This window comes from Sphingomonas sp. GW821-FHT02B09, assembly GCF_059421875.1.
This window is the reverse complement of sequence record NZ_JBWKVV010000002.1, coordinates 1,171,074-1,186,939: the sequence shown is the minus strand read 5'-3', so window position 1 is coordinate 1,186,939 and position 15,866 is coordinate 1,171,074. Positions and strand designations below refer to the sequence as shown.

Below are 15,866 nucleotides of genomic sequence, written 5' to 3'. Positions count from 1 at the left end.
CGGCGTCGAGCCACGCCGGTTCAATCGAGCCGCGCGCGTACCCCGATCCACAGCGTGCGCGGCGTCGCGCGCTCGACGATGTTGGCGCCGCTGATCCCGGCCTCGACGCGCGCGTCGAAGACGTTCTCGGCACGCGCCTCGATCGTCAGCACGCGCGTCACCGGCAGCGCGGCATAGCCGTCGAGCGTCGTCGCGGGGGCGAGGCTGCGACTGTTCTGGTCGTCGTCGAACTGGCGCGCGACGTGACGCAGCGTCGCCGACACGGCCGCGCGCCGCTGCCGCCAGCCGAGCGTCCCGGATAGCGCGTCGCGCGGCGTCTGCGCCGGACGCAGACCGTCGAGCGCCACCGCCGCGCCCGAGGCGCGGACGCGTGCGTCGACATGGCTCCACGAGGCGAGCGCGGTGAACGGCCCGGTCGCATAGCGCGCATCGACCTCGACCCCGGTCGAGCGGATCGCGTCGAGGTTGCGGCGGACACGCATGGCGCTGGTCGGCGTCGCGGCGAGCGTCACGTTGGCGATCGCATCGTCGAGCTGGTTGTGGAACAGCGTCGCGGCGAGGCTGGCGCCGGCGAAGGGCGTCAGCGTCACGCCGCCCTCGATCCCCGTCAGCCGCTCGGGCGAGAGGCCGGCATTGGCGGCGGTGACGTCGTTGCCGACGCGGAAGGGGCGATAGAGTTCGTTGAGCGTCGGCAGCCGCCAGCCGCGATAGGCCGCCGCGCGCACCGTCACCGCCGCGGCGGCGCGCCACGCGGCGCCGAGCCGGCCAGTGAATTCACTGCCGTCGCGATCGGCGAAGCGATTGTCGGTCAGCGCCGCGCCGCCGGCGAGCGGGCGCTCGCGAAGATAGCCGCCGTCTATCCGCCACCAGTCGATGCGCCCCGCCCCGGTCAGCGTCAGGTCGCCGAGCGCGACGCTGCCGTCGGCGAACAGGCCCTGGGTCCGGCTCGACCCGCCCGCCTCGCGGCGGCGGGTGGGGCTGGCGTTGACGAAAGTGAACAGCTCCTGCGTCTTGCCGGAGACGTCGCGGATGTCGGCGCCGAGCCGCAGGTCGAGCGCCGCGCCGACCGGCGGCTGCACCTCCAGCCGCGCGCCGAGCCCGGTGGCGGGCGTGTTATATTGGTTCAGCGACTGGCTGACGGTCGTCCGCGCCGCGTTGATGCTGGCGAAGCTGGAGGCGAAGGCACGCGTCTGCAGATAGGCGAGCGCCGACCAGCCCCAGGCGCCGCGGCCGACGAGGCGCAGGCTGGCGTCGGCGCCGTCCGACCGGTTCGCGGTGAACGCCGTGCCGCGGTCGCGCCGGTCGGTGAAGGCGCTGACGTTGGCCTGCACCTCGGTCGACGGCGCGACGGTCACGACGGTGCGCAGCGCCCCCGATGCCTGTTCGTAGGGCGCGGCGCGGTCGACCGGGCCGCGGCTCGATGCGACCGTCGGCACGAAGCCGTCGCCGCGTGCATAGGCCCCCGACAGCGTCGCGAAGCCGCCGTCGCGGACCAGCGCCGCGGCGCCCTGCGCCTCGATCGAATCGCGGCTGCCGTAGAACAGGCTGGCGTCGAGCGGCGCGAGCTGGTCGGGGGTGGCGCTGTCGAGCTGGACGGTGCCGGCGAGCGCACCGGGGCCGAAATAGCCGCTGCCGCCGCCGCGCGTCACCCGCACCTGCCCCAGCCGCCCCGTGGCATAGGCCGGAAACGCGACCCAGCCGCCGAACGGATCGGCCTGCGGCACGCCGTCGAGGATCAGCAGCGCACGGCTGGAGGCATTGCCGCCGATCCCGCGCAGGGTGATGCCCTGGCTGGTGGGATTAGCGGTGCGACTGTCGGACCGGCGGAACTGCTGCAAGCCGGCGACATCGGCGAGCACGCTTTCCAGCCGCGCGCTGGCATTGGCCTGAAGCCGGTCGCGGTCGATGGTGACGATGTCGAAGGCGCGCTCGCCGGGCGAATCGGGCAGGCCGCGGCCGGTGACGACGATATCGGGCGCGACGTCGGGATCGGCCTGCGCCAGCGCAGGGACGGCGATCGCCGAGGCGAACAGGGCGGCGGTGGAAAGCAGAAGACGCATCGCGCCCCCTTGGCGGTTTCCGGCGCCGAGGAGAATGACAAACCTCGCTTATTCAGAGCGGTGTACCGGCCACCTTACGCGGTATGTGACATCGACGTTGCAAGGACGACGCGGATCGGGAACGATCCCGGTCGCGCTGCGCTTGCTGCGGACTCGAAGGAGATGGTCATGGCGGTTCCTTATTCTCTCCCGCCCGCGTCAGTGTCGCAGGGGGTGTCGCGATGAGCCGGCCGGTGCTCGGCGCATCGGCGCTGCGCGACGAACTCAACCAGGCGGCGCTCCGCCTGTCGCTCGACAGCGAGGGGGCGAGGATCGAGTTCATGCTGCCGACGCTCGCCGATCCCTGGGACGGCGCGTCCGGCCACAATTGGGACGTCCAGGCCTTCTGCCCCGAGGAACTCGATGCGATCGCGCGCCGCGCGGTCGAAGAGGTTGCCGCGGACTGGGACCTCGACCCGCACAACACCGAGGATGACGTGACGTTCGTCGCCGATCGCTGACCGCGCCTTTATCGTCTCTTGCATCGCAGGTGCGCGACCGGCGCGACGTCTACCATTGTCGCGGAGTGATCGGGTCCCTAGAATAACTCTGACAATTTCCGAGAGAGGTATTTCCATGATCGACGGCGCCCTGCTGATCGGTGGCGAAGCACGCCAGGCCGCGAACCGGTTCACCGCGGTAAATCCGGCAAGCGGCGAGACGCTGACCCCGGACTTTTCGTCGGCGAATGCCGATGCGGTGGCCGAGGCCTGCACGCTCGCCGAAGACGCGTTCGCGACCTATGCCGCGACCGACCTCGAATCGCGTGCCGCCTTCCTCGAGGGCATCGCGCAGAACATCCTCGATATCGGTGACGAGCTGATCGAGCGCGCGATGGCGGAGAGCGGCCTGCCGCGCGCCCGCCTCGAGGGCGAGCGTGGCCGCACCGTCGGCCAGCTCAAGCTGTTCGCCGGCGTCGTGCGTCAGGGCGACTTCCTCGACGCGACGATCGACCCCGCCTTGCCCGACCGCGCGCCGCTGCCGCGCCCCGACCTGCGCCGCGTCAATCTCGCGATCGGCCCGGTCGCGGTGTTCGGCGCGTCCAACTTCCCGCTCGCCTTTTCGGTCGCGGGCGGCGACACCGCCTCGGCGCTCGCTGCCGGCTGTCCGGTGGTGGTGAAGGGTCATCCCTCGCATCCCGGCACCGGCGAGCTGGTCGCGCGCGCGATCCAGAAGGCCGTCGCGGACGCCGGCCTGCCCGCGGGCGTCTTCTCCTATCTGCCCGGCGAGACCAACGAACTGGGCGGCGCGCTGGTCGCCGATCCGCGCATCCAGGCGGTCGGCTTCACCGGTTCGCGCGGCGGTGGCCTCGCCCTCGTCCGCATCGCCGCCGAGCGTGACGAGCCGATCCCGGTCTATGCCGAAATGTCGAGCATCAATCCGGTGGTCCTCTTCCCCGCCGCGCTCGCCGCGCGCGGGGCGGCGCTGGCCAAGGAGTTCGTCGGGTCGCTGACGATGGGTGCCGGCCAGTTCTGCACCAACCCCGGCCTCGTGCTGGCGGTCGACGGCCCCGATCTCGACGCGTTCGTTGAGGCGGCGGGCGCGGCGCTGACCGACAGCGCGCCGGCGACGATGCTGTCGCCCGGTATCCACGCCAGCTTCGAGCAGGGCGTCGCGGCGCTTGCCGGCCATGAGGCGGTGCGCACCGTCGCGCGCGGCAAGACCGGCGAGGGCGTCAACCAGGCCGTCGGCGCCTTCTTCGAGACGACCGCCGACCAGTTCCTCGCAGACGTCAAGCTCTCGCACGAGGTGTTCGGTTCGTCGTCGATGCTGGTGCGCTGCCGCGACCTCGGCGAGATCGCCGCGGTGATCGCCAAGCTGGAAGGCCAGCTCACCGCGACGCTGCAGGTCGATCCGGCCGACGAGGCGGAGGCGGCGAAGCTGGTGCCGGTGATCGCGCGCCGCGTCGGCCGTATTCTGGCGAACGGCTGGCCGACGGGTGTCGAGGTGGCGCCGGCGATGGTCCACAGCGGTCCCTTCCCGGCGACGAGTGACGGGCGGACGACGTCGGTCGGCACGCTGGCGATCGCGCGCTTCCTGCGTCCGGTCTGCTTCCAGAACCTCGCGCCGGCGCTGCTGCCCGAGGCGCTGCACGACGACAATGGCTGGGGTATCGCCCGTCGCCTCGACGGCAAGCGCGAGGCGAGCCCGCGGTAAAGGCGGACCGACTCCTCCCTCGCTTCGGCGGGGGAGGATCGGCGGTGGCGTAGGGCTGCACCCGTTCCCCACCCACCCGTCACCCCGGACTGGTTGCGGGGTCCACCGGGCGGCTGGGGTACGGCTGGAGGCCCATGCCGTTCCCCTCGCCCCGACGTACTGCCAAAAAGAGCCGCGGCATCTGCAACCCTCACCCGTGCTCCTGCGAAAGCAGGAGCCCAGGATTCCGCACACCGTCAGCCGTTGCTCTGCTTGGCCCTGGGTTCCTGCGTTCGCAGGAACACTCCGATAGGAACCCGGCGGACGCTTGGATGCGCCCGGAACGGGTAGCCCTACAGCGCGACCGGCGTCACTGGCACGCCCGCGACGCCGGGATCGAAGGCGAACAGATTGCCCGCTTCGGGCTGATCCGCCAGCGCCGCTTCGTCGAGCCCCTTGCGCGCACTCGTCGCATAAGCGGTGCGCAGATCGGGGCCGCCGAAGGCGATCTTGGTGATGTTCGATGCCGGCAATCTGACCGTGCCGATCAGCGTGCCCAACGGGTCGTAGCGCCGCACGCCCCAGCCGCCCCATAGCGCGACCCAGAGACACCCCTCGGCATCGACCACCGAGCCGTCGGGATGGCCGGCGCCGTCCTCGATCGTCACGAACGGCACCGCCTCGCCGAGCGTGCCGTCGGCACTGATCGTCGCGCGCCAGATCGTCTTGCCGATCGTGTCGGTGTGGTAGAGCGTCACGCCGTCGCCGGCGATCGCGGGGCCGTTGGTGATGCACACGGGCGCGAGGCCGCTGTCGGTGACGACGCCGGTGGCGTGGCGATAGACGCGGCCGCTCATGTCGGTCTCGGCATCGTCCATCGTGCCGAACCAGATCCGGCCCGCGCCGTCGGTCGCGGCGTCGTTGAGCCGGTTGCCGGCGGGATCGCCCTCCGGCCGGGCGAGGAAGGTGAAGCTGCCGTCCGCCGGATCGAAGCGGTGCAGCCCGGTGCGCAGGCCGGCGATCATCCCGCCGTCGGCGCTCGGCAGCATCCAACCGACCTGATCGGGGGCATCCCAGCGTTGCGCCTCACCCGACGCCGGGTCGAAACGGTGGATGTGGCGGCTCTTGATGTCGACGAACCACAAAGCCTGTTCGCGCCCCACCCAGACCGGGCCCTCGCCGAGGATCGCCTGCACCGGCAGAACGGTACGAACATTGTGATCGGTCATCGCGCAATTCCTCTCCACTTGGGGTCGCGCGCTCCATCCACCGAAGCGCGGCTTTCGTCTAGTCTGACAAAAGCCGCGCGCGGGCTCAATCCATGTCGAACAGATCGCGATACTGGCGCGGCTGCGAGCGCAGATACTGGTCGGGCGCCTTGACGTGCGCGCCGAGATGCGCGGCGGCATGCCACGGCCAGCGCGGATCGTAGAGGATGGTGCGGGCGAGCGCGATCATATCGGCGTCGCCGGTGCCGACGATCGCCTCCGCCTGTTCGTAATCGGTGATGAGTCCGACCGCGACCACCGGCAGGCCGCACCCCTGTTTCACCGCGCGGGCGAGCGGCACCTGATAGCTCGGGCCGGTCGGAATCTCCTGCCGCGGGTCGAGCCCGCCGCTCGACACGTGGATCGCCGCGCAGCCGCGCGCCTCGAGCGCCCGAGCGAAGGCGACGGTCTGATCGGCATCCCAGCCGCCCGCGACCCAGTCGCTGCCCGAGACGCGCATCGTCACCGGCTTGTCGGCGGGGAAAGCGGCGCGCACCGCGTCATGCACTTCGAGCGGGAAGCGCATCCGGTTTTCGAGGCTGCCGCCATAATCATCGGTGCGCCGGTTGGAGAGCGGCGAGAGGAATTGATGCAGCAGATAGCCGTGCGCGCCATGGAGCTGCACCGCGTCGATGCCGAGCCGCGCGGCGCGGCGGGCCGATTCGGCGAAGGCGTCGACGAGCCGCTTAAGATCGTCCTCGGTCAGTTCGGTCGGCAGATTCTCGCCCTCGGCGAAGGGCAGCGGCGACGGTGCGACCGTCTGCCAGCCGTCGGCGTGGTCGCGCGCGATCTGCTTGCCGCCCTTCCATGGCAGGTCGGTCGATGCCTTGCGGCCGGCATGGGCGAGCTGGATCGCGATCGGCATGTCCGAATGGCGGCGGATCGATTCGAGCACGCGGGCCATCGCCGCCTCGGTCGCATCGTCCCACAGGCCGACGTCGCCATAGGTGATCCGCCCCTCCGGCACGATCGCGGTCGCCTCGATCGTCAGCAGGCCCGCGCCGGACAAGGCGAGATGGCCGAGGTGGATCAGATGCCAGTCGGTCATCCGGCCGTTCTCGGCGGAATATTGGCACATCGGCGCGATGACGATGCGATTGGACAGGGTTGTGCTGCCGATGGTGATCGGCTGGAACAAGGCAGAAGACATGGAGACCTCGCGTGGGGGACGGAGGCGTTACGCTTCGGCGCCGGTTTGGTGCCGTGCGGGCAGGCTGACGCATGCCTCCAGCCCGCCGCCGTCGCGCTCGGCGAGCGTCAGCCGGCCGCCGTGCAGCTCGGCGAGTTCGCGGACGATGGCGAGGCCGAAGCCATGGCCCTCGCCACGCTCGTCGAGCCGCACGCCCGGCTCGGTGACGCGGGCGCGGTCGGCGGCAGGAATGCCGGGGCCGTCGTCGGTGACGATCAGGTCGAGGCGACGCGCATCGCCGGGCTGCACGCGCACTTCGACCCTCACCTCCGCGCGGGCGTGGCGCGCGGCATTATCGAGGAGGTTGCCAAGCAGTTCGTCGAAATCCTGCGCATCCATCGCCGCGACCGGATCGCCCGCGACCGCATGCGTCACCGCGATGCCGCGCGCGGCGTGGAGCCGGCCGATCGCCACCGCGAGATCGGCGACCGCCGGCGCGACGCGGGTGCTGGCGCGCGTATCGCCGGTGCCGGCGCGCGCACGCGACAGATGGTGGCGGATCGTGGCGTCGATCCGCGCGACCTGCACCGCGGCGGCCGGATCGTCGCGCAGCGCGAGCGCGAGCGTCGCCACCGGGGTCTTGAGCGCATGCGCGAGATTGGCGGCGGACTGGCGCGCGGTGGCGAGCGCCGCGGCGCGATCGCCGGCGAGCGCGTTGAGTTCCGTCGCGAGGCCGCGCAGCTCGACCGGCTGGTCCTCGTCGACCTCGGTCCGCGTGCCGTCGCGGATCGCGGCGACCTGCGCGCGCATCCGGGCGAGCGGACGCAAGCCGAGCCGCAACTGCACGATCGTCGCGACCGCGAGCAGCCCGGCGAGGATCGCGAGCGCGGCGAGCAGCGGCACCAGCGCGTCGCGCAACGGCCGTGCGATGACGGCGCGCGGCGCGACCGCGAGCAGCGCCACGTCGCCGCGGCCGGTCTGCATCACCAGCCGGCGCGCATGGACGCTGCGCCCGGCCCGATCCTCGCCTTCGAGCACCTGCGGCGCATCGGCTTCGTCGCGCAGCATCGGCGGCCCCGGTGGTCCCGGCAGCGGACCGTCGCCCGGCCCCGGCCCGCCATGCAGCCGCGGCGTATCGGTCGAGCCGATCGCGCCGTCCGGCGCCTCGATCCGCCAGTGCCAGCCGCGCCCCGCCTCCAGCGCCCCCGCCCGCGCGGTGAGCCGGGCGCGATCGATACGACCGTCGCGATCGACCGTGCTGGCGAGCAACGCGATCTCGGCATCGAGCCGGCGGTCGATCCCCTCGGTGACGACGCGTTCGAGCACGCCGCCGATCGCCCAGCCGGCGATGCCGAGCGCGGCGAGGATCGCCACCGCCGACAACAGCAGCATACGGCCCTGAATGGATTTGGGCATCGCCTCAGCCCTCGCCGCAGGTCAGGCGATAGCCGCGGCCGCGGATCGTCTCGATCATCTCGGCGCCGATCTTGCGGCGCAACCGGCCGACGATCACCTCGAGGCTGTTCGAATCGACATCGGCATCGCCTTCGTAGACGCGTTCGAGCAGATCGAGCCGCTCGATCACCGCCTCGCGCCGCAGCATCAGCGCCGACAGCACGCGCCATTCGAACGCGGTGAGCTTGAGCGGCAGGCCGTCGAGCTCGAAATGGCCGATCTGCGTATCGAACGACAGCCGCCCGCAGGCGAGCACCGGCTGGGCATGGCCGGCGGCGCGGCGGACCAGCGCGCGCAGCCGCATCACCAGTTCCTCGACGCGGAACGGCTTGACCAGATAATCGTCGGCGCCCGCCTTGAAGCCCGCCACCTTGTCCGACCAGCCGTCGCGCGCGGTGAGGATCAGCACCGGCAGCGCGCGCCCCGCCGCGCGCCAGTCGCGCAGCACGGCGATGCCGTCCTTGCCGGTCAGCCCGAGGTCGAGCACCGCGGCGTCGTAGCTTTCCGTCTCGCCGAGATGGCCGGCGTCGATGCCGTCGGCGACGAGGTCGACCGCGAAATGTTCGGCGCGCAGCGCGCGCGCGATCGCCGGGCCCAGGTCGGAATCGTCTTCGACAAGCAAGATGCGCATGATGTGGCCCTATCCTCCCCCACTAAACCGAAACTGAACCGCCCGGTTCAGCGGGGGTCGGACGAATCACCCTAGAAGCCGGTCATCGACACACGAAGGAGACGATCGATGGCAAGACTACATATCGGCACCCGCCAGCGCCTGGCACTCGGTGCAGCCGCACTGGTCGCGGTCGGCGCCGCCGGCGGCGCGGGCGCGGTCGCCCTCACCCGCCCGAGCATCGAGATGGCCCCGACGATCGCAACGCCGATCGCCAAGCTCGCCAGCAGCGGCGGCATCGTCACGGTCAAGGGCCGCGTCGCGGAGGTGTTCGGCGACCGGTTCGTGGTGCAGGACGGCAGCGGCCGCGCGATGATCGACGCGGGCCGCGACGGCACCGCCAACGTCACCCGCGGCAATGCGGTGCTGGTGCAGGGCCGCTATGACGAGGGGCAGTTGCGCGCGCACTTCCTCGTCGGCCCCTCGGGTCAGGTGAGCGAAGTCGGTCCGCGGCCCGGTCCGCATGGACCGGGTGGCCCCGGCGGCCCGGGTGGGCCGGGCGCAGGTCGCCCCGACGGCCCGCCGCCGCCCCCGCCGGGTGCCGGTCCGGCCGGAACCCCGCCGCCCCCGCCGCCCCCGGGTGCCGGTCGCGACGCACCGCCGCCCCCGCCGCCGCCCGCCAACGGTAGCGCCGTGCCGCCGCCGCCGCCCGCGGCCAATGCTCCGGCCGCGGCACCGGCCCCGGCACCCACGCCGGCGCGCTGAAGCAGGAAGGACCGGTCGCCCCGTGCGGCCGGTCCTTTTGCTTGGCGGATGGGTCGGGGTTCACGCGAAGACGCGAAGCCGTCACGTCCGCAAAGCCACCGTCGATCATCACGCGCGATTCCACCAACGATGCAGCGAGCGATTGCGTTGCGCGCCGCCCTCCCCCACATAGGTCCGTAATACACCAATGGGGAACCAATGGCCGATCCATATCAAACCTTGGGCGTCGCCCGCGGCGCGTCCGAGGCGGACATCAAGAAAGCGTATCGCAAGCTTGCCAAGGAACTGCATCCCGATCGCAACAAGGACAATCCCAAGGCGTCGGAGCGGTTCAGCCAGGTCACCAATGCCTACGACCTGCTGAGCGACAAGGACAAGCGCGCCCGCTTCGACCGCGGCGAGATCGATGGCGACGGCAATCCCGCCGCACCGTTCGGCTATGGCGGTGCCCGGCCCGGCGCGGCGCGCAGCGGCCCCGGCGGGTTCAGCAGCGCCGGCTATGAATTCGGCACCGGCGGCGACGCCGATATGAGCGACATCTTCGAAGGCCTGTTCGGCGGCGGCCAGACGCGCGGCGGCGGCGGCTTCGCCAGCGGCTTCGGCCGGCGTCCGCAACCCAAGGGCGCCAACATCACCTATCGGCTGCAGGTGCCCTTCGTCGATGCCGCGACGCTGGCGCCGCAGCGCGTGACGCTCGGTGACGGCAAGACGATCGACCTCAAGCTGCCCGCGGGCGTCGAAAGCGGCACGCAGATGAAGCTCGCCGGCAAGGGCGAGCCGGGTCCCGGCGGCGCGGGCGATGCGATCGTCTCGATCGAGGTGCAGCCGCACCGCTTCTTCACCCGCGATGGCGACGACGTCCGGCTCGACCTGCCGCTCACGCTCAAGGAAGCAGTGGCGGGCGGCTCGGTGCGCGCGCCGACGGTCGACAAGCCGGTGATGCTGACCATCCCGAAGGGGACGAGTTCGGGCAAGACGCTGCGCCTGAAGGGCAAGGGCTTCCACAAGAAGGATGGTACGCGCGGCGACCAGCTCGTCACGCTGATGATCGACGTGCCCGCGGATGATGCAGCCTTGCAACAGTTCGTCGCCGGTTGGAACGACGTACGGAACCCGCGCGGGGCAATGGGCGTCTGACGCCGACGTGACCGAGACCGCAGCCCTTACGCCCGAAGACCGTGCGCATCAGCGCCACGGCGCCCGCCACCAGCTCGCCAAGCTGAAGCCCGGCCCGGCCGCCTGGGAGATCACCAAGCGCGCCGTGCTCGGGGTGTTCAACGACGGCTTCATCCACGCCGGCAATCTCGCCTATCTCGCGCTGATGACGGTGTTCCCGTTCTTCATCACTGCCGCGGCGGTGCTGTCGCTGCTCGGCCAGAGCGCCGAGACGCAGCGCGCGGTCGCCTCGTTCCTGCACGTGCTGCCGCCCAACGTCGCCGACATCCTGCGCAAGCCGATCGCCGACGTGCTCGTCGCGCGGACCGGCTCGCTGCTGTGGCTGGGCGGGCTGGTCGGGCTGTGGACGGTCGGCAGCTTCGTCGAGACGATCCGCGACATCTTTCATCGCGCCTATGGCGTGAAGGCGAGCGTGCCGTTCTGGCGCTCGCGTCTGTCCTCGTCCGGGGTCATCATCCTGTCGGTCATCATCGCGCTGATGAGCTTCCTCGTTCAGGGTATCCTGACCGCGGCGGAACAGTTCATCTATCGCCTGCTGCCCTTCGCCGAGGGCGTCGCGGGCTGGGTCGGCCTGTCGCGGGTGATTCCCGGGCTGGTGATGTTCGGCGCGCTCTATCTGCTCTTCTATTCGGTGACGCCGTCGAAATACCGTTACTCCAATTGCCGCAAATGGCCCGGCGCGGCCTTCACCACCGTTTGGTGGGTCGGCATGACGACGCTGCTGCCCTGGGTGCTCGGGCAATTGGGCGGCTACGACCTGACCTATGGCAGCCTTGCCGGCGTCGTCGTCATGCTGCTGTTCTTCTATTTGATCGGGCTGGGGTTGGTGTTCGGCGCGCATCTCAACGCGGCACTGGCGGAACCCCCCGAACCGGCGCTACAGGGGGCGTCAACGACAGCGGAGGCGAAGACGGCGTGACGGGTTTGATGGCGGGCAAGCGCGGGCTGATCATGGGCCTGGCGAACGACAAGTCGCTGGCCTGGGGTATCGCGAAGCACTTGTCCGAACATGGCGCCGAGCTCGCCTTTTCGTATCAGGGCGCGGCGATGGAGAAGCGGGTACGCCCGCTCGCCGAGCAACTGGGCGTCGCGCGGCTGTTCGACTGCGACGTGTCCGACATGGCGGCGCTTGACGCGACCTTCGCGGCGCTGGAAGCGGAATGGCCGACGATCGACTTCGTCGTTCATGCGATCGGCTTCTCCGACAAGTCGCAGCTGCGCGGACGCTATTACGACACGACGCTCGACAATTTCCTGATGACGATGAACATCTCGGCCTATTCGCTGGTCGCGGTGGCGCAGCGCGCGCGCAAGCTAATGCCCGAGGGCGGCTCGATCCTGACGCTGACCTATTATGGCGCCGAAAAGGTCATCCCGCATTACAACGTGATGGGCGTCGCCAAGGCGGCGCTGGAAACCAGCGTCAAATATCTCGCGGTCGACCTCGGCCCCGACAATATCCGCATCAACGCGATCTCCGCCGGCCCGATCCAGACGCTGGCGGCGCGCGGCATCGGCGACTTCAACTATATCCTCAAGTGGAACGAGCTGAACGCGCCGCTGCGCCGCACCGTGACGATCGAGGATGTCGGCGGCGCCGGCCTCTATATGCTGAGCGACCTGGCGAGCGGCGTCACCGGCGAGATCCACCATGTCGACGCGGGCTATAACGTGATCGGCATGAAGGCCGAGGATGCGCCGGATATCGCGTTGGCGTGATGCCCCTCGTCTTTCGGGAGCGTGGATTTCGGTTCCATTTCTTCTCGAACGAAGGCGATCCGCGCGAGCCGTTGCATATCCACGTCAGCAAGGATGGCCGCGACGCCAAGCTGTGGCTTTATCCCGACGTGCATTATGCCGACAACAACGGTTTCGACGCACGGACGCAGCGGTGGATTACCGAGATCGTCGAGGCACGGCGGGACGATATTGAGGGAGCGTGGCATGACCACTTCGGCACGGGCGCTTAGCGTCGATTTCGATGACGACCAGATGTGGGTCCGGCTAGAGGACGGCCGGACGGTCGGCGTGCCGCTCGCCTGGTTCCCGCGGCTGCTCCATGGCTCGGCGGAAGCACGACGCCAGGTCGAAATCAGCCCAAGCGGCCTGCACTGGGATGCGCTCGACGAGGACATTTCGATCGCCGGCATCCTCGCCGGGCGCGGCGACATGACCGGCAGCCGGTCGCACGCCGCATGAGCATCAACAGTTTCGGCCATCTGTTCCGCTTCACCACCTGGGGCGAGAGCCACGGGCCTGCGATCGGCGCGGTCGTCGACGGCTGCCCGCCGGGCATCGCGCTTGCCGAGGCGGATATCCAGCCGTGGCTCGACAAGCGCCGTCCCGGCACGTCGCGCTTCACCACGCAGCGCCGCGAGCCGGATCAGGTGCGCATCCTGTCGGGCGTGTTCGAGGGCCGCACCACCGGCACGCCGATCAGCCTGATGATCGAAAACGTCGACCAGCGGTCGAAAGATTATTCCGAGGTCGCGCTCGCCTATCGCCCCGGCCATGCCGATTACGCCTATGACGCCAAATACGGGTTCCGCGACTATCGCGGCGGCGGACGCTCGTCGGCGCGCGAGACCGCGTCGCGCGTCGCGGCGGGCGCGGTGGCGCGCGCGGTGATCCCGCAGGTGCGCATCCGCGGCTGGGTCGAGGCGATCGGCGGCGACGCCATCGATTATGCCGCGTTCGACGATGCCGCGATCGACGCCAATCCCTTCTTCTGCCCCGATCCCGCCGCCGCCGCGCGCTGGGAGGCGCTGGTCGATGGCGCACGCAAGGCGGGATCGTCCCTCGGCGCGGTCGTCGCCTGCGAGGCGACGGGCGTTCCCGCCGGCTGGGGCGCGCCGCTTTATGCCAAGCTCGACGCCGAGCTGGCGCACGCCTGTATGGGCATCAACGCGGTCAAGGGCGTCGAGATCGGCGACGGCTTCGCCGCCGCGGCGCTGACCGGCGAGGCCAATGCCGATGCGATGCGTCCGGGCGCGGACGGCCCCGATTTCCTCGCCAACCATGCCGGCGGCATCACCGGCGGTATCGCCACCGGCCAGCCGATCCGGCTGCGCGTCGCGTTCAAGCCGACCAGTTCGATCCTGATCCCGGTCGAGACGATCGATCGCACCGGCCAGGCTGCGGATATCGTCACCAAGGGGCGCCACGACCCCTGCGTCGGCATCCGCGGCGTGCCCGTGGTCGAGGCGATGACGGCATTGGTGCTTGCCGACCAGGCGTTGCTGCATCGGGGCCAGACGGGACGCTAATCGTTAACCAAATGGAACACTCTCTAACCCAACCCGTTGGGGCCGTGCAAGAATTTGCAGGAGAGAACGATGCGTAAGATCATTCCAATCATGGCAGCAGCCATGCTGATCCCCGCCGCAGCCTATGCACAGACGACGACGGGTGGCACCGCAGGCGGAACGATGGGCGGCACGACATCCGGCAGCCCCACGGGAACGATGGGCGGCGCGATGGGCGGTCAGACGACGACCTCGCCGACCGATTCGTCGGCTACGTCGGGCAGCATGACGCAGAGCCGTTCGGCCAAGAAGTCGCGCAGCAGCCGTAGCGGCCGCTCGACCGGCACTGGTTCGACGTCGACCACCGACAGCGGCTCGACGACGGGCACGATGGGCGGCTCGACCGACACGATGGGCGGCACCACGGGCACCGGCACGGGTTCGACCACCGGCACGATGGGCGGCGGCACGACCGGCACCATGGGTGGCACCTCGACCACCGGCACGATGGGCGGCACGGCCGGGTCGACCACCGGCGGCACCCCGACGCCGCAATAAGCATCCTGACCGATGAAGAAAAAGCCGGGCGGGTCACACCGCCCGGCTTTTTCGTGTCTGTCGTCAGTCGGCGAAGGGATCACGGACGAGGATCGTATCCTCGCGCTCGGGACTGGTCGAAACCAGCGCCACCGGGCAGCGGATCAGCTCCTCGACGCGACGGATATACTTGATCGCCTGCGCCGGCAGGTCGGCCCAGCTGCGCGCACCCGCAGTCGATTCCTGCCAGCCTTCCATGACTTCGTAGATCGGCTCGACCGCCGCCTGATCTGCGGCATGCGCCGGGAAATAGTCGAGCTCCTGACCGCGGAGGCGATAGCCGGTGCAGATCTTCACCTGCTCGAAGCCGTCGAGCACGTCGATCTTTGTCAGCGCGATCCCGGTGATGCCGCCGACCGCCGCCGACTGGCGCAGCAGCACCGTGTCGATCCAGCCGCAGCGCCGCTTGCGCCCGGTCACCGTGCCGAATTCGTGACCACGCACGCCGAGCCGCTCGCCCGTTTCATCCTCCAGCTCCGTCGGGAAGGGTCCCGAGCCGACGCGGGTGGTATAGGCTTTGGCGATGCCGAGCACGAAGCCCACCGCCGCCGGCCCCAAGCCCGACCCGCCTGCCGCGGTGCCGGCGATCGTGTTGGACGAGGTGACGAACGGATAGGTGCCGTGATCGACGTCGAGCAGCACGCCCTGCGCGCCCTCGAACAGGATGCGCTTGCCCGCGGCGCGCGCTTCGTTGAGGTCACGCCACACCGGCTTGGCGAAGGGCAACACGAAGCCGGCGATGTCGCGCAGTTCGGCGATCAGGCCCTCGCGGTCGATCGCCGGCGAGCCGAAGCCGGCGCGCAACGCGTCGTGATGCGCGAGCAGCCGGTCGAGCTGTGGGCCGAGATCGTCGAGATGCGCGAGATCGCAGACGCGGATCGCCCGGCGGCCGACCTTGTCCTCATAGGCGGGGCCGATGCCGCGCCGCGTGGTGCCGATCTTGCCGGCGCCCGACGCATCCTCACGCAACCCGTCGAGATCGCGGTGCAGCGGCAGGATCAGCGCGCAATTGTCGGCGATGCGCAAAGTTTCCGGCGTCGCCGAGACGCCCTGCGCCGCCAGCCGCTCGATCTCCGCCTTGAGCGCCCAGGGGTCGAGCACGACGCCGTTGCCGATCACGCTCGGCGTGCCGCGGACGATGCCCGAGGGCAAAAGCGACAATTTATAGACGTTGTCGCCGACGACGAGCGTGTGGCCGGCATTATGCCCACCCTGGAAACGCACCACCATATCAGCACGCTCAGCGAGCCAATCGACGATCTTGCCCTTGCCTTCGTCGCCCCATTGCGCGCCGATGACTGCTACATTGGCCATGGATACAGGTCTCCGCCTGCCGGCGTTGATCCGTGCGCCCTTCGACAGGACTCGGCACACGAACGGTCCTGA

Annotated in this window: 16 protein-coding genes; 10 read left to right on the top strand and 6 right to left on the bottom strand. The window is 70.2% G+C overall.

Annotated features, from left to right (window positions below):
- Positions 1-20: 20 nt before the first annotated feature.
- Entirely contained in the window at positions 21-2,060 is a 2,040-nt protein-coding gene (locus tag AC07U4_RS13640; RefSeq protein ID WP_495195721.1) for a TonB-dependent receptor, read from the bottom strand.
- A gap of 221 nt (positions 2,061-2,281) precedes the next feature.
- On the opposite strand from AC07U4_RS13640, the gene AC07U4_RS13635 reads away from it, so the two are divergent.
- Both AC07U4_RS13635 and AC07U4_RS13630 read left to right on the top strand, forming a co-directional pair.
- A complete protein-coding gene (locus AC07U4_RS13635) occupies positions 2,282-2,560 on the top strand; it encodes a hypothetical protein (RefSeq protein ID WP_038662692.1) in 279 nt (92 codons plus the stop codon).
- A gap of 115 nt (positions 2,561-2,675) precedes the next feature.
- Entirely contained in the window at positions 2,676-4,256 is a 1,581-nt protein-coding gene (locus tag AC07U4_RS13630) for an aldehyde dehydrogenase (NADP(+)) (RefSeq protein ID WP_495195720.1), read from the top strand.
- Positions 4,257-4,588: 332 nt separating this feature from the next.
- On the opposite strand, the gene AC07U4_RS13625 is transcribed toward AC07U4_RS13630, so the two are convergent.
- From AC07U4_RS13625 to AC07U4_RS13610, 4 genes are all read right to left on the bottom strand, one after another.
- Positions 4,589-5,464 (bottom strand): SMP-30/gluconolactonase/LRE family protein, encoded by an 876-nt coding sequence (locus AC07U4_RS13625; RefSeq protein WP_495195719.1) that lies wholly within the window; start codon positions 5,462-5,464, stop codon positions 4,589-4,591.
- Between the two features lie 85 nt (positions 5,465-5,549).
- Positions 5,550-6,653 (bottom strand): NADH:flavin oxidoreductase/NADH oxidase, encoded by a 1,104-nt coding sequence (locus tag AC07U4_RS13620; protein WP_495195718.1) that lies wholly within the window; start codon positions 6,651-6,653, stop codon positions 5,550-5,552.
- Positions 6,654-6,680: 27 nt separating this feature from the next.
- Complete coding sequence (locus tag AC07U4_RS13615; RefSeq protein WP_495195717.1) at positions 6,681-8,048, bottom strand: sensor histidine kinase; 1,368 nt, start codon at positions 8,046-8,048, stop codon at positions 6,681-6,683.
- Positions 8,049-8,052: 4 nt separating this feature from the next.
- Complete coding sequence (locus AC07U4_RS13610) at positions 8,053-8,718, bottom strand: response regulator (RefSeq protein ID WP_495195716.1); 666 nt, start codon at positions 8,716-8,718, stop codon at positions 8,053-8,055.
- Positions 8,719-8,826: 108 nt separating this feature from the next.
- Between AC07U4_RS13610 and AC07U4_RS13605 the strand changes: the two genes are divergently transcribed.
- From AC07U4_RS13605 to AC07U4_RS13570, 8 genes are all read left to right on the top strand, one after another.
- On the top strand, positions 8,827-9,462 hold the full coding sequence (locus AC07U4_RS13605) for a hypothetical protein (RefSeq protein WP_495195715.1): 636 nt from the start codon (positions 8,827-8,829) through the stop codon (positions 9,460-9,462).
- Positions 9,463-9,660: 198 nt separating this feature from the next.
- Complete coding sequence (locus AC07U4_RS13600; RefSeq protein ID WP_495195714.1) at positions 9,661-10,599, top strand: DnaJ C-terminal domain-containing protein; 939 nt, start codon at positions 9,661-9,663, stop codon at positions 10,597-10,599.
- A 7-nt stretch (positions 10,600-10,606) separates the two neighbouring features.
- The gene (locus AC07U4_RS13595; RefSeq protein WP_038667115.1) at positions 10,607-11,557 is read left to right on the top strand and encodes a YihY/virulence factor BrkB family protein; all 951 of its coding nucleotides are present in this window, start codon (positions 10,607-10,609) and stop codon (positions 11,555-11,557) included.
- On the top strand, positions 11,554-12,357 hold the full coding sequence (fabI, locus tag AC07U4_RS13590) for an enoyl-ACP reductase FabI (protein WP_081974412.1): 804 nt from the start codon (positions 11,554-11,556) through the stop codon (positions 12,355-12,357). Before AC07U4_RS13595 ends, fabI begins: the two co-directional genes overlap by 4 nt.
- Entirely contained in the window at positions 12,357-12,608 is a 252-nt protein-coding gene (locus tag AC07U4_RS13585) for a DUF4160 domain-containing protein (RefSeq protein WP_495195713.1), read from the top strand. Before fabI ends, AC07U4_RS13585 begins: the two co-directional genes overlap by 1 nt.
- The gene (locus AC07U4_RS13580; RefSeq protein WP_137899775.1) at positions 12,583-12,837 is read left to right on the top strand and encodes a DUF2442 domain-containing protein; all 255 of its coding nucleotides are present in this window, start codon (positions 12,583-12,585) and stop codon (positions 12,835-12,837) included. Before AC07U4_RS13585 ends, AC07U4_RS13580 begins: the two co-directional genes overlap by 26 nt.
- Positions 12,834-13,904, top strand: coding sequence for a chorismate synthase (aroC, locus tag AC07U4_RS13575; RefSeq protein WP_495195712.1), 1,071 nt, complete (start codon positions 12,834-12,836; stop codon positions 13,902-13,904). The genes AC07U4_RS13580 and aroC overlap by 4 nt, the downstream gene beginning before the upstream one ends.
- Positions 13,905-13,973: 69 nt before the next feature.
- Positions 13,974-14,441 carry a hypothetical protein gene (locus tag AC07U4_RS13570; protein ID WP_495195711.1) on the top strand — a complete coding sequence of 156 codons (468 nt, stop codon included), beginning with the start codon at positions 13,974-13,976 and terminating at the stop codon, positions 14,439-14,441.
- Positions 14,442-14,504: 63 nt separating this feature from the next.
- Here AC07U4_RS13570 and AC07U4_RS13565 read toward each other — a convergent pair whose 3' ends face one another.
- Positions 14,505-15,794 (bottom strand): adenylosuccinate synthase, encoded by a 1,290-nt coding sequence (locus tag AC07U4_RS13565; RefSeq protein ID WP_038662727.1) that lies wholly within the window; start codon positions 15,792-15,794, stop codon positions 14,505-14,507.
- Between the last annotated feature and the right edge of the window lie 72 nt (positions 15,795-15,866).

Bases quoted from the DNA above. Each gene is read 5' to 3' on its own strand.
- AC07U4_RS13640 (WP_495195721.1), bottom strand. From the start codon at position 2,060: ATGCGTCTTCTGCTTTCCACCGCCGCCCTGTTCGCCTCGGCGATCGCC.
- AC07U4_RS13635 (WP_038662692.1), top strand. From the start codon at position 2,282: ATGAGCCGGCCGGTGCTCGGCGCATCGGCGCTGCGCGACGAACTCAAC.
- AC07U4_RS13630 (WP_495195720.1), top strand. From the start codon at position 2,676: ATGATCGACGGCGCCCTGCTGATCGGTGGCGAAGCACGCCAGGCCGCG.
- AC07U4_RS13625 (WP_495195719.1), bottom strand. From the start codon at position 5,464: ATGACCGATCACAATGTTCGTACCGTTCTGCCGGTGCAGGCGATCCTC.
- AC07U4_RS13620 (WP_495195718.1), bottom strand. From the start codon at position 6,653: ATGTCTTCTGCCTTGTTCCAGCCGATCACCATCGGCAGCACAACCCTG.
- AC07U4_RS13615 (WP_495195717.1), bottom strand. From the start codon at position 8,048: ATGCCCAAATCCATTCAGGGCCGTATGCTGCTGTTGTCGGCGGTGGCG.
- AC07U4_RS13610 (WP_495195716.1), bottom strand. From the start codon at position 8,718: ATGCGCATCTTGCTTGTCGAAGACGATTCCGACCTGGGCCCGGCGATC.
- AC07U4_RS13605 (WP_495195715.1), top strand. From the start codon at position 8,827: ATGGCAAGACTACATATCGGCACCCGCCAGCGCCTGGCACTCGGTGCA.
- AC07U4_RS13600 (WP_495195714.1), top strand. From the start codon at position 9,661: ATGGCCGATCCATATCAAACCTTGGGCGTCGCCCGCGGCGCGTCCGAG.
- AC07U4_RS13585 (WP_495195713.1), top strand. From the start codon at position 12,357: ATGCCCCTCGTCTTTCGGGAGCGTGGATTTCGGTTCCATTTCTTCTCG.
- AC07U4_RS13580 (WP_137899775.1), top strand. From the start codon at position 12,583: ATGACCACTTCGGCACGGGCGCTTAGCGTCGATTTCGATGACGACCAG.
- aroC (WP_495195712.1), top strand. From the start codon at position 12,834: ATGAGCATCAACAGTTTCGGCCATCTGTTCCGCTTCACCACCTGGGGC.
- AC07U4_RS13570 (WP_495195711.1), top strand. From the start codon at position 13,974: ATGCGTAAGATCATTCCAATCATGGCAGCAGCCATGCTGATCCCCGCC.
- AC07U4_RS13565 (WP_038662727.1), bottom strand. From the start codon at position 15,794: ATGGCCAATGTAGCAGTCATCGGCGCGCAATGGGGCGACGAAGGCAAG.